We start from the raw sequence: 12460 nt of genomic DNA on the forward strand, positions 1-12460 counted from the left end.
TTTCCTCCATTCTTAGAATATTTATACCCACAAACGGCTTAATTTAAACGTTTATTGTATAGAAAAAGTAGATGAAGTTATGTTTTTCATCTACTTTGTCTACAGTCTGAGATATAATATATATTATATCTTGAATCTCACAAAAAAGACCAGGTGTGCCGACCTGGTTCTTTTTTTGTGCATTTCGATTATCGTAATTTATTTAGTCATATATTATACTAATCTAGCCGACTTTGGACAAGCCTAGTTCTCTTTGCTTGTTTGCTGGGTGAATTGCCCTAGAGGGCAACGCCCTATATTCACAAAAATATAAAGTCTCAAGAATGTATCATTTTGGTCTCAAAGTTGAGTGAAAATTTCATGTTTCTTCTTTTCTTGATTTTTTGTAACGTTAGATAATTTTTATTTTCATCTTGTCAATAAATATATATTGTTTCCGCCTTATCTAGTTCTCCAACATTCAATTACTTACACAAGTAATATGTACGATGAGTTAAAAAATAAAAAAAACACATTATACATCGGGACATTTTAGAAGAAATTGATATTTATATATAGGGGCATGGATAAAGGCTTTATAGTACAATGTAAGGGTTACTGATGCCCTAGACTGGTAACAGAAAGGGGGTGCGTTTTATCACAAAAGTAATAAAAAGATAGATCAGTAATTTGATTTTAGACGACAAAAAAAGACAGGATTTTGAAATAACCTGCCTTCTCTTATTATTTTCTAAGAAAATTTTTCCTTCGACTAACTAAAAGTGCATATATAGCTCCTAAAATAGCCATAAGCAATCTAGAAGCACCATAAGGTAAATTTATTCGTGGTATTAATATTACTCCTAGAACAAACAACATATCATAGTATACAATATTAGATTTATGTTTTTTGAATAAATCATTGTTGTTCACTGTTAATATTATTAAGGATATTACAAATAGAGAAATCCAAAAGTAAGACAATGAGTCTTCTCTGCCCATATTACTATAATATCCCACACTTGAAATTATCATAATAATATATGGAAGTAAGTTTAATTTTTTAATCATAATAATCTGTACATATTAATAATATCCAATTTCTAATGGAGGATATGAAGCTACTGGTTTAATATATATTCCTTGATTTGTAGCTATTGCATAAGTTACTCTAATACATAATTCTGTTAAAGATGGTGCAGCTAATAATGATACTATTGTTGTTATAATTGTTCCTACAGGACCACTTAATGCTGTAGAGATAGATAATAACGCTGAATACATAGCTGCAGGACCAGCACTAGAAGCTGCTGATAAAACAGCAAATGCACCACCCTGTAAATCACTATGTGAAATATATAGAGTACCATTTGATATACTAGCATATGGTGTTACAACAGGTTTATTATCTTTTTCATCTAAATTTACCTCTTTATTTAATACAGTTTCACTTAAAGTTTGATAATCTTTTTCTGTAAAACCATATTCATTCATTAATTGATCTTTAGTAAGAGATATTTTTAGAATATTATCATCAAAATAGTAAAATTTACTTACAGAAACAACCTTATTTAAATATTTTAGATCTTCAGCATTTAATTCTGCATCACTTGCGAAATATCTATTATCATTTTGATTAATATTAGAGTTATCACTTGCATATGAAATACTGCGTCCTATTGGAGTAAGGACAAATGATGCTACTAGTAGAATACTTAAAAATGATTTTAGTTTACTTTTCATTTATATATTTCCTCCTTTTTATTTTTTTTAATTATCACTTAACAGTTATTCTATTAAAGCTCGATAACAGTCTTACTTTTTTGTTACCCGAATTAATATAACATAAACAAAAAATATTATATGTTTAAGCACGTGAACTACTCGGCAATTGAATTACCGAGTAGTTCACTTATTTTATATCATAAATGTCATAATCGTATTGTTCCTCATAAAAATATGATTTTTCAATACCTTTCATATAGACGTCTCGATTTTTTATATCTTTCGTTAAAGCTTTTTTTAACAAATGTTTTAATTCTAACGGATTCACGACAGACCTTTCCATAGCCTGTAGATACTCCATTTTATCAATTTTTTGCCAATCTACACACACTCCCAGGTTTTTTTTAAGAATTAAATCTAGCCAAATACGTGTCGCTCTGCCATTTCCCTCTCGAAACGGATGTGCAACGTTCATTTCAACGTATTTTTCAACGATTTCGTCAAAAGAATTTTCTGGCATTTTTTCTATTATTTGTAGATTATTTTCTAAAAACAATAGAGAAGCAAACCTAAAATTTCCTTTTGCCAAATTTACATTTCTAATCTTTCCAGCAAAACTAAACACATCTTGGAAAATATATTGGTGTATTTGCTGCAAACCTTTAAAAGTCCCTATTTCAAAACTATTTATAATATTTTTGTCCCAAAGTTCTTTTGCCCTCTTTTTGCTTAAATATTCTTCTTTATTTGTCCCCATTTTCGCCCTCTTCCTTGCGTTTTTCTGCCAAAACTTGTGTGATTAAAGCTTAATGCTTTTGAAGTGGTCATTATTTTTGGAAAGCTCATTCATATAATCTGAAATACTCATATTTTCAGGAATTATGTTATCTCTCTCATCAATAATGCTTTGATAGTATTCTTCTTTGCGTTTTTTAATGTATTCTTTGGTTTGATCATCTGGTTCTCGGTGATTTGTTTTATTTTTAACCCTTTGCTTGTTGGTTTTTTCTATGTATTTTTCATCTACAAATTCGGGAGCTTGTTGTCTTTCTTCGGGTATCCACCAAAATTTAAATTTAGTTATAGGTTTTCCTTTTGTATTTTCTGTTATGGCTTCATACTGCAAATCTTTGAAATATGGTTGTAAGTCTTTAACGCTTTTTTTAACTATTCGTTCATGTATAAGTCCAACTGAATAACTATCTGGAATACACATAAACTTTCTAAATTCATCTATTTCAAAAGTTTTGCCATTTTTATTAAATTTCCACTGTTTAAGTAGTCTAAACAATGTTTTAGAATAAGTACTTCTTATCGATGTAAATTCATCAAGCATAAATTTAGTCCAATTTCCCTCATTCCATTTGTTTAAAATGTATTCAAACTCAGGGTTTACTTTGATAGTTAGAGCCATATCGCTTAAATCATCTTTCCAATTAAGCTTAAAATAAGTAAACAAAGGCATTTGTAAGTAACTATTACTTGTTTTTTCTATATAGTACAGATTCATAATTTTTTTAGATAAATTAGAAACAGCCGTTTTAAATTCATTAAAGTGTCTCTTATAATTAGATAAAAAAGCTAATTCTTGCCTATCCATAACAACTTCTTTTGTATTTTCATCTTTCATTCTAGTTAAAATAGCGAAAAATAAATCCATTTCATCAGATGTCCATTCTCTCATAGGTATCGTATTAACTTCATTTTTGTATTGAGTAATTTTACTATTTTTCATAACATCCTCCACAATTGCAATAACAAAATTAAAATTTGTAATTATAATACTACAAAATATCATAGTTACAAATTTTAATTTTGTTATTATAAGCGACGGATTTGTTATTATAAGCGACGGATTTGTTATTATAAGCGACGGATTTGTTATTATAAGCGACGGATTTGTTATTATAATAAAAAATAAATATTGAAATTTCAACGCTTCTCGCAGGTTTTTTAGCTCCTAAATACTATATAAATATTATTTAAATATTATAGAAAGGCAAAACCCAAAAAAATTAAAAATTTTTATGGGGGGTAAAAGGTCAAAATTTCTAACGAAATTTTTCCGTTTGTAGATGACAAAAAAAATAATTTTTCGCTACGCTCAAAATTCTCGTTTATAGTTTTGCTATAAAATTAATTTGATAAATAAAAAAATACCAATCCTAGAAATAATTCTTCGAATACGAACCCGCTAGGAGCTAACGCTCCGTCGCCAGCCCTTTTCGCAAGGGCTTCATAGTATCACTTAGGGAGAAGGAACTAACAGAGTTAACTCAGATATAGGTTATTTGCCTCGTATTTGACGTTTCTAGGCGTTTATTTGCAAAATTAGTATATTTGTATGACTAAGTTAGAATAAATCAAAATAGTGGCGTTTAACGAGCTATAATGGCTATTAAGGAGTTATAGGAAACCATATAACAATAATAAGCTATTAGTATTTATCCTAGATAGCCTAAATTCGTTCGCATTTGCCCCGTAGTTCGAAGAAAACATACCTAGGCATATAATTATATGTTTAACTAATCTAAATCGCTTAGAGGGCAAAATAGAACGTCTGAATAATAAAAAAGAAGCTCCAGCATAAGCCTTCGCCCCTTCGGTGGTTGTGAACTGCCCCCCAAATGTGTCGGATAACGCCCCAAAGTATGTTTATAATACTAATAATTTGTTGATTTTAACGTTTATCTAGATTTCAAGATATAATATATATTATATCTTGAATCCCACGAAAAAAGACCTAGCATAATATAGATTTCTAGGTCTTAGTTTAATATGTACTCAAACTTAACGATATATTTCTCTTCTATGTCCTATAGATAAGGCAAGTATCGTTAACTGGCTATCTTTTATTTTGGCAATTAGCCTGTAATCTCCTATACGATAACGCCACAGTCCAGATAGATTGCCTGTGAGAGCTTTGCCGTGAATACGAGCATTATAAGTATTTACAAGATTTTTATTTATCCATGCACGAATCATTTTCTGAGTATATACATCGAGTTTTCGAAAATCTTTTTTGAATCTTTCAGAAAGCTCAACTTTATAGTTACTCACGATCTAATTCCTCCCAAAACTCTTCGATAGGTGTACTTTTATAACCGCTAGCTACATAATCATTTAGAGCTTCTTCAGCAAGTTGAAGATCATATTCGTCCTCTATACGTTCAAAGAGAGCTTCTTTGAAAGCTTCACCAAGGGAAATTCCATGTAAACGAGCGTATGAGCTTGCTAGCTTGCGTTCTTCTTCGGTTAATCGTATTGAAAAAGCCATTTTATGCCTCCTTTTAATCTTTAGTACATTGTACTATGATTTATATTGCTAATCAATCTTGAATAAATACTTTCTCACAAAATGTGTCGGATAAAGATTCACCAAAGAAAAAACAAACTCTCTATGAAACACTTATCGTACAAAATGTTATTTTAACTAAAAATATATTTAATAATTTTGAGCTAATCATTTTAAATTATCAAACACTAAGAAATTATATAGAAAAATACAAAAAATAAATAGAATAAGGAATTATTCTTGTATTCTTTTATCTTATTTAATCTTATGAAAGTAGAATAAAATCATATTTTATATTATTAAGTAAAATCATATATCCAACTAGATAATATGATATAATCTTTTATAAGATAATATAGTATATAATAATAAGAGATAAGGAGGTTTAAATGGCTAAAATAAGCGTGAACTTACCAGACGATCTTGAAAAAGAAATAAGAAAACTATCAGAAGAAACTGATCAAAATCTAACTACTGTTTGTATTACACTTTTAAGAAAAGGATTAAATCAAAAAGATGATAGTATAGATCCAGAAGAATACAAAAGATTACATAAAGAATATGAGAAAGTTAAGAAAGATTTTGAAGAAGAAAGAAAGGAAAGACTAAAAGTATTGGATGACTATAAGAACTTTAATACACAGTTATTAGATTTAATGAAAGCAGACCGAATTTTACAAATTGATAAGAAGCAACCAAAGAAATCTTTGGGTCAAAGAATAAAGATCTTTTTCCTAGGTGAAAAAACAGAAGAATAAATTTAAGATGTGAAAGATTTAGTGTATTTAGTCTATAAAAACTTCTTAAGTTTTTATTCTAAGAAAGAGTTAGAAACCACGTTAAATTAAATATTAATATAACTTATAAACTCTAAATAGTTTTAGTTGCAAAATGGTGGATGCATGATAAACTAATGATTTTATTTTTTGAATTTTAAATGATATAATTAAAAAAACAAATGCTAGGATAAGGAGTAAATTATGGATTTTTTTGGAAAATTTGGAAAAACTATAGTAGGAGTTGGTGAAAATATAGGACTAAATACCGAAATTAGTAAATTAAACAATGATATCGAGTTAGAACAAGAAAAAATAAATCAATTATATTATTTTATCGGAAAATCATATTATGAAAAGCATAAAAATGATCCTAATTTGTCAGAAGAGAGTGATAGAATAATACAGATAAATAATCTTTTAAATAAGATTGAAAAAGATAAGAATGCAATAAATAAACTAAAAGATGTTATAGTATGTGAAAACTGTGGATCAGAAATACCTGCCAATTCATCATTTTGTATCAAATGCGGTGCAAAAATAGAAAAAGAAGAATTACTTTGTCCTAATTGTAAAAAACCAATAGAAAAAAATGATATTTTTTGTGGGAACTGTGGTACAAAGCTTGTAGATACAGAAAAATCTACAGATGTTACAAATGAAAATGATACTATATAAAATTTTATGTAAAACTCCAATTGATAACGGTAAAATAAGCTAATCAGTAGGAGTTTTTATTTTATAAAAATATAATAAAGAATATTAAACTAGGAGGGTATGTAAATAATTTTGTGTATCAACCTAAATCCTGATAAAAGGGGGGGGATGTAAACAGTCTCATTTTTTGCCCATATTGAAGGTAGTACCCCTGTTATCATCTTTATTTTTATATATTTTTTTAGTTGCTTATTTATCTACCTTTCCTATATCCCTTAATAGTTTTAATTTTTCTAGTTTGGACTCTAAATTTTCTTTTAGTTTATCTTTTCTTTTTATGCTTATCGCTTCCATAAGTTTATCTTTTGAATATAGTTTATAGGCAAATTTCCCTATTCCATCAAGTTTTGAAAAATCATAGTTCGATAAGTCTACATATTTTATTTGCTTTGAGTGTTTGTTACTAAAAGGTAAGCTCTTTTCATCTTTTCCTATTAAATCATCGGTTTTTTGACAAAACATAGAGTACCCACTATCAAATATAGTGCAACCTTTTCGAACTTCAGACTATTAACATTTCGGATAAGTCCAAAATTTCTGTAATGTCTATCCTCATTTGATATTAAATAGTCTAAAAGAAGCATATCATCTATCGACCCTTAATTACATTTATTCAAATATATTTGTTGTAAAATTCTAAGATTTCTAACTCTTTATTTAAGATAAAATTATAAAAATCATTGATATTCTCTTTTTTTGTGAAATTATCAAGTGTTTTATAGTAGTCATGAGCTTCTTTTGATTCAATGATTATAGGTAGATAGTTATTTGACATTAATACAAAATTTAAAAGAAGTCTTGCTACTCTTCCATTCCCATCAATAAATGGGTGGATCTTTACAAATTTAGCATGCACCCATGATGCAAGTTCTATAGGATTCATATGAAGTTCATTTAGCTTATAGTCCTGTATAAAGTACTTCATTTCATTTCTAACATTTATCCATTCAGTAGGGACAAAGTTTGAACCTGTAATTTGAACGTTAAGATTTCTATATATGCCACCATCTATTATGTTTTCCATTACTAGTTGATGTATGTCCTTTATTAACTCCTCTTCTAAAGATCTTTTTTGCTTAACTGATTTTTTTACGTATTCAAAGGCTTTTCGATTGTTTACAACTTCATAGATTTCTCTTAAGTCTTTTCCGCCTACAGATATATTATCTATAAGCAAGGTCTTTACTTCATGAATAGAAAGAGTATTACCCTCTATTTTTGTTGATTCATGAGTAAATCTTATATCGAAATCTTCTTCAAAGCTTTTTAGCACGTATTGAGATGCTTTATTAATCTTATCTTGGACTTCGTTTTTTACTTGTTCTATTTTTTCGAATTTAATATTTTTCATCTTTATCATTATTAGTTATATTAATTAATCAATTGATTAGGTTCTTATGCTATTTTATAGTGAAAATAAAGAAAAAACTCAATTAGTTTGTTTGTATGACTTGATTTTTTCGTATATTTCTTTGGAATTTACTTGATAAAATTCATCGTATGTATAGGATTGATCTAGACCATTCATAAATATATCTACATCATCTATCTTATCTGTAAGAGCATCTTTAAAGACGTTATATATATTTTTTACAGCTGGACTGAATTCCATAAATTCCAGGTAATCAAACTTATCAAGTTTTTGCCAGTCTATACATTTTTTTAGATTTTTCTTTAGCATCAAGTCTAGCCATATTCTCATTGAAATACCATTTCCAAAAATAAAAGGATGAGCAACATTCATTTCCACATATTTTTCTATTATTTGATCAAAAGTATCTTCAGGCATTTCTTCTATCTTCTTTAGGGCGAAATCAAGGTACATATGATGAAGAAAACTTGTATTATCTATTGATATATTTACATTTCTTATTTTTCCAGCTTTAAACCTTTCTAGACCATTGAATAGTTCAAAATGAATTTTTCTAAGTCCCTCAAATGTACCTACTTCAATTTCATCAAGTTTTTTGCTTTGCCAAAGTTCGATTATTCTTTTCTTGCTAATGTATTCTTCTGTTAGTTCTTTCCTTAATCTTTCAGACATCTCAGCTTCCATTTTTTTACCGTAAGCTTCTATTTCTTTTTTACGTCTTTCAACTTCTTTTTTTTCTTCTTCAGTTAATTTTCTAGGTGATTCTGATTCCCATCTAGCTTGTTGATTTTCTAAAACTCTTTTATTTGCTATAAAATTGAAATACATTTCTTCGTTATCTTCTATTCTAAAAAATAAATACATCCCATCTTTCATAAATAAAGCTATTTGATCTATTTCTAGGAGGTATTTATCTGTTAAAAACTTGAATACTTCTCTATAGTCAGTGAATTTATCGGTTTTAGATGTTAGATAACTTCTATCCCAAACATTTGGATATGTACTTATATTTATATAATCAATATCGTATCTTTGTGAGTATATAATTTCCCCGATAAAATCAATTGCTCTTTTACCATTTATATTGCCTGAATATTTCATCCAACTATCACTATCTTTAAATTTTAAGTTTGACATGGTATAGCCTCCTCTTTTATATTTTGGTTAATTTCTAGGCTTTTTAATAATATTTTATTGTATCTTTCTGAAATTATCCTTTTTAGAAATTCCTTATGGATACTTGTTATAAGCTCGGTATCATAAACATCATCAATTAGCCTATATATTAGATCTAAGTTTATTTTTTTTGTGATTTTAATTAGTGAATTTAAACAATTACTGTCATTTGTAGTAGATAAAAAATTAAAATAGTTTATCCTTGACCCTTTATTTTTTATTATTGAGTTTGGATTTTTGGCTATCATCAAGTTTCTTTCTTTCTGGCTTTTTAATATTTTATCCATATCAGCTTCTTTTATTTGAGGATATAAACAAGATCCACAATCAAATATTGGTGCTATTTTAGCTTTTTGTATTTCTTCGTTTACTAAAAATCCCCAATTTCCATTATGCCTATGAGGATTGGCCAATAGAGCATCTACTATAAATATATCCCAGAAAAATTTAATTAATGATTTAGTTTCTACCAAATGTTGATTTTGAATGGTTTTTAATATAGCTTTTAATTCTAGATCACTTTCTTTTTCATTGCCTTCAAAGCTTTCAAACATTGCATTTTTAATTGAAGAAAAATCTTTTAGTTTATATCCTTCTTTCTCGAAGTCTTCACAAGCTACAACAATTTTATTTTTGTATTTCCCTAGAATTGTTTCTTGACAATTTATTCCTAGAAGCTTGAAAATATTTGAAGCTATATGTTCGTTTATACATTCATTAGAATAAAAAATATCTGTATTTGTTTTTATTTCAATAGGAAATTTCAACATATATTTTTTGTCATTATAGATAATTCCTATTTTACTTCCATTATTTCCACCATAAAGGCTAAATTTATCGATTTTAAATTCTTCAAATTTTATGTAACTCATGTTGATACCTATATTTATTAAGTGAACTACCCCACCTTAAAGAAGGTTGGGGCTTCTTGCTTCATAGATCCTTGCATAAACACAAAAATATAATGGTTTGTAATTATGTCTTACTAGATCTCCACAAGCTTAGATTCGGGTAGTCCCTACCCTATATATTTTTATTTATCATTTTATTATTAATTTATTGATTTTATCAATCTAATGCCTTCATTTTTAATATTAATGGCAGCATTATAATCCCTATCAATTATTTTGCCGCACTTAGGGCAAATGTATGCCCTTTGATCTAAAGTTATTTTTTGCTTATTCCCACAATTAGAACAAATTTGACTTGATGGATACCACTTATCTATTTTAATAAAGTATTTACCTCTTTCATTTAGCTTATATTCTAACATAGTTGTAAACATACCATATCCATTGTCTAGTGTAGCCTTACCATTTCCAAAGCCTTTGTTAGATAAAGCTTTTATATTAAGATTTTCTATACATACCACATCATACAAATTGACTATCTTTGTACTTAGCTTACGTAAATAGTCCAATCTTTTATTTTTTATTTTATTATGAATTTTATTTATCTTTAATATTTGTTTATAGCAGTTTTTAGAACCAACATTTTTATTTTTAAGCTTTTTTTGAGCTTTAGCTAATCTCTTTTCATATTGCCTGAAGAATTTATTAGATCCAAAGGCCTTATTACCATCTGAATCCATATATAAACCATTAGATTTATAATCAAGACCTATTATATTTAGTTCATCTGTATTAGATATATCAATATAATTAATTTTATATTCAAATTCGTATAATACAGAAATATAATATTTACCACAAGAATCTTTTGATATAGTAGCTGATTTTAACAACCAATCTTTTTTAGCTTTTCTGTGAATAGATGCTCTTACAAAGCCCAATTTAGGTATTTTGATTTTAGATCCATTTATTCTAATACTTCCTTTTTGATTGTTAGTTGTATAAGATAGTCTAGATCTTTTCTTAGATTTAAATTTTGGAAAGCCAATGTTTTTATTTTTAAAGAAACTCTTATAAGCTTTATTTAGGTTTTGACTAGCATTAGCTAAGGCTAATGAATCAACCTCTTTTAAAAAGGGATAGTCTTTTTTATATTGAGCAGGGCTATTATTTAACATAGCTTTGTTAGCTTTATAATATTCAACTTTATCATTAAGCATTAGGTTATATACCTTTCTAGCACAACCAATAGTTTTATCAATTAATATTGCTTGTTCCTTATTAGGATATAACCTATATTTAATAGCCCTATTCATAAACATTATTCTCCTTGACTTTGTATATACTCCTTAACAATATCTTTAGTAATTCCACCTGTACTTAGTAAAAAGAAACTTTGAGACCAGAAAGTCCCCTTATATAATTTATCTCTAATATCAGGATATTCCTTCTTAACAATTCTGCTACTAGCAGATTTATATGCATTAATGAACTTAGATAACTCGCTTTTAGGTTCAGCTCTAAATAAAATATGAACATGATCTTCATCATGATTATATTCTTCAAGAGTAATATTATATTTTTTGGCTATCCTAATGAACATATCTTCCAAATCTTTGCATATAAGATCATTTATCACCTTCCTTCGGTACTTAGTACACATTATCAAATGGTAATTTAATAAAAAGACTGAATGTTGATTTGTATCATAAATACCTGTCATATACATAATCTCTCCCTATACACCGATTATACCTTTCCCACAAAAATAAACAAATAAAAAAAGCAATTCATCCCACCACCTATAGAGGTGGGGGATTTCTTGCTGATTATTTATTAAATCCTCTGAAGCAAGTTGAAAATTCTTTTCTAAGCTAATCTTAATCAAATATAATAGCAAATGCTAGTAGAAATCTATACATGATTGTAAATATTTCTAATTTCACATACTAATACCATCTATACAGTTTTTATATATAAAATCCTTTAAATGCTCAATTGTATTATTTGAGTAATAATCACTTAAATATCTATTAAAATCAATTATTTTTTCTTCAGGAATAGATATTACACCCTTTCCGTTTCTTATCATTTCCTTATTTGCAAACATCATAGAAGTTCTTTTATTCCCATCCCAAAACGGTTGAGCTTTCATAAGTTTTATCATGATATCTATTGATTTTTCTGTTATACTTTCATAAGACTTGGAAGTCATTATTATACCATTGATTGACTCTTCTGTTGGAATAGGAGGTTTATAGTAGGTTCCAGATATACCAACATTTCCAGCTCTTAACTTGCCCCATTCTAGAGCTTCATTTTTTGCGACTTCATTGTGAATTTTGCACAAATAATTTAAATCATCCTCAGCATCTAGAGTGTTTATAATGAAATCCCATGCATGCTTTAAATTTATTATAGTATTAATATCATATATACTAATATTTTTAACGATAGTTTTATTATATATTCCTTTTACCTCATCGAAAGTAATGTTTATTCCTTCCAATTTTGCACTATTATATATGTATTGAACTATATTTTTTTGCGCAAAAAATATAGTTTCGTT

15 protein-coding genes are annotated in these 12460 nt (G+C 27.6%); 2 read left to right on the forward strand and 13 right to left on the reverse strand.

Translation table 11 applies throughout. The annotated features are described in order from the left end of the window. Nucleotides 1-723 precede the first annotated feature (723 nt). The 6 genes from MUN42_RS06700 to MUN42_RS06725 form a co-directional block, all read right to left on the reverse strand. Nucleotides 724-1050, reverse strand: coding sequence for a hypothetical protein (locus MUN42_RS06700; RefSeq protein ID WP_243343830.1), 327 nt, complete (start codon nt 1048-1050; stop codon nt 724-726). A gap of 15 nt (nt 1051-1065) precedes the next feature. Then, nucleotides 1066-1722 (reverse strand): hypothetical protein, encoded by a 657-nt coding sequence (locus MUN42_RS06705; protein WP_243343831.1) that lies wholly within the window; start codon nt 1720-1722, stop codon nt 1066-1068. A gap of 169 nt (nt 1723-1891) precedes the next feature. Then, a complete protein-coding gene (locus MUN42_RS06710; RefSeq protein ID WP_243343832.1) occupies nt 1892-2461 on the reverse strand; it encodes a Fic family protein in 570 nt (189 codons plus the stop codon). Between the two features lie 42 nt (nt 2462-2503). Continuing rightward, complete coding sequence (locus tag MUN42_RS06715) at nt 2504-3439, reverse strand: replication initiation protein (RefSeq protein WP_243343833.1); 936 nt, start codon at nt 3437-3439, stop codon at nt 2504-2506. Between the two features lie 1055 nt (nt 3440-4494). After that, the gene (locus MUN42_RS06720; RefSeq protein WP_347708766.1) at nt 4495-4764 is read right to left on the reverse strand and encodes a type II toxin-antitoxin system RelE/ParE family toxin; all 270 of its coding nucleotides are present in this window, start codon (nt 4762-4764) and stop codon (nt 4495-4497) included. Beyond that, complete coding sequence (locus tag MUN42_RS06725) at nt 4757-4981, reverse strand: DUF6290 family protein (protein WP_243343834.1); 225 nt, start codon at nt 4979-4981, stop codon at nt 4757-4759. Before MUN42_RS06725 ends, MUN42_RS06720 begins: the two co-directional genes overlap by 8 nt. Before the next feature lie 407 nt (nt 4982-5388). Between MUN42_RS06725 and MUN42_RS06730 the strand changes: the two genes are divergently transcribed. Further along, nucleotides 5389-5757: a hypothetical protein gene (locus MUN42_RS06730; RefSeq protein ID WP_243343836.1), complete on the forward strand. Its 369-nt coding sequence runs from the start codon at nt 5389-5391 to the stop codon at nt 5755-5757. Between the two features lie 222 nt (nt 5758-5979). Further along, nucleotides 5980-6453 (forward strand): zinc ribbon domain-containing protein, encoded by a 474-nt coding sequence (locus tag MUN42_RS06735; RefSeq protein WP_243343838.1) that lies wholly within the window; start codon nt 5980-5982, stop codon nt 6451-6453. A gap of 228 nt (nt 6454-6681) precedes the next feature. On the opposite strand, the gene MUN42_RS06740 is transcribed toward MUN42_RS06735, so the two are convergent. The 7 genes from MUN42_RS06740 to MUN42_RS06770 form a co-directional block, all read right to left on the reverse strand. Further along, entirely contained in the window at nt 6682-6954 is a 273-nt protein-coding gene (locus tag MUN42_RS06740; RefSeq protein WP_243343840.1) for a hypothetical protein, read from the reverse strand. 151 nt (nt 6955-7105) lie between these two features. After that, nucleotides 7106-7843 carry a Fic family protein gene (locus MUN42_RS06745; RefSeq protein ID WP_243343842.1) on the reverse strand — a complete coding sequence of 246 codons (738 nt, stop codon included), beginning with the start codon at nt 7841-7843 and terminating at the stop codon, nt 7106-7108. A 78-nt stretch (nt 7844-7921) separates the two neighbouring features. Beyond that, a complete protein-coding gene (locus tag MUN42_RS09855) occupies nt 7922-8548 on the reverse strand; it encodes a Fic family protein (RefSeq protein WP_347708767.1) in 627 nt (208 codons plus the stop codon). 440 nt (nt 8549-8988) lie between these two features. Continuing rightward, on the reverse strand, nt 8989-9912 hold the full coding sequence (locus tag MUN42_RS06755; RefSeq protein WP_243343844.1) for a HipA domain-containing protein: 924 nt from the start codon (nt 9910-9912) through the stop codon (nt 8989-8991). A 179-nt stretch (nt 9913-10091) separates the two neighbouring features. Then, a complete protein-coding gene (locus MUN42_RS06760) occupies nt 10092-11207 on the reverse strand; it encodes a transposase (protein WP_243343845.1) in 1116 nt (371 codons plus the stop codon). A 5-nt stretch (nt 11208-11212) separates the two neighbouring features. Next, the gene (tnpA, locus tag MUN42_RS06765; RefSeq protein ID WP_243343848.1) at nt 11213-11614 is read right to left on the reverse strand and encodes an IS200/IS605 family transposase; all 402 of its coding nucleotides are present in this window, start codon (nt 11612-11614) and stop codon (nt 11213-11215) included. A 219-nt stretch (nt 11615-11833) separates the two neighbouring features. Next, the coding region (locus MUN42_RS06770) for a Fic family protein (RefSeq protein ID WP_243343846.1) at nt 11834-12460 on the reverse strand (627 nt) is incomplete at its 5' end.

It is taken from the genome of Anaerococcus sp. AGMB09787, assembly GCF_022808955.1.
In the GTDB taxonomy this organism is placed as follows: Bacteria; Bacillota; Clostridia; order Tissierellales; family Peptoniphilaceae; genus Anaerococcus.

What these genes read in the sequence shown, in the direction of transcription:
- MUN42_RS06730 (WP_243343836.1), top strand. Translation starts at nt 5,389, where the DNA reads ATGGCTAAAATAAGCGTGAACTTACCAGACGATCTTGAAAAAGAAATA.
- MUN42_RS06710 (WP_243343832.1), bottom strand. Translation starts at nt 2,461, where the DNA reads ATGGGGACAAATAAAGAAGAATATTTAAGCAAAAAGAGGGCAAAAGAA.
- MUN42_RS06715 (WP_243343833.1), bottom strand. Translation starts at nt 3,439, where the DNA reads ATGAAAAATAGTAAAATTACTCAATACAAAAATGAAGTTAATACGATA.
- MUN42_RS06705 (WP_243343831.1), bottom strand. Translation starts at nt 1,722, where the DNA reads ATGAAAAGTAAACTAAAATCATTTTTAAGTATTCTACTAGTAGCATCA.
- MUN42_RS06760 (WP_243343845.1), bottom strand. Translation starts at nt 11,207, where the DNA reads ATGAATAGGGCTATTAAATATAGGTTATATCCTAATAAGGAACAAGCA.
- MUN42_RS06755 (WP_243343844.1), bottom strand. Translation starts at nt 9,912, where the DNA reads ATGAGTTACATAAAATTTGAAGAATTTAAAATCGATAAATTTAGCCTT.
- MUN42_RS09855 (WP_347708767.1), bottom strand. Translation starts at nt 8,548, where the DNA reads ATGGAAGCTGAGATGTCTGAAAGATTAAGGAAAGAACTAACAGAAGAA.
- MUN42_RS06745 (WP_243343842.1), bottom strand. Translation starts at nt 7,843, where the DNA reads ATGAAAAATATTAAATTCGAAAAAATAGAACAAGTAAAAAACGAAGTC.
- MUN42_RS06700 (WP_243343830.1), bottom strand. Translation starts at nt 1,050, where the DNA reads ATGATTAAAAAATTAAACTTACTTCCATATATTATTATGATAATTTCA.
- MUN42_RS06735 (WP_243343838.1), top strand. Translation starts at nt 5,980, where the DNA reads ATGGATTTTTTTGGAAAATTTGGAAAAACTATAGTAGGAGTTGGTGAA.
- MUN42_RS06740 (WP_243343840.1), bottom strand. Translation starts at nt 6,954, where the DNA reads ATGTTTTGTCAAAAAACCGATGATTTAATAGGAAAAGATGAAAAGAGC.
- tnpA (WP_243343848.1), bottom strand. Translation starts at nt 11,614, where the DNA reads ATGACAGGTATTTATGATACAAATCAACATTCAGTCTTTTTATTAAAT.
- MUN42_RS06725 (WP_243343834.1), bottom strand. Translation starts at nt 4,981, where the DNA reads ATGGCTTTTTCAATACGATTAACCGAAGAAGAACGCAAGCTAGCAAGC.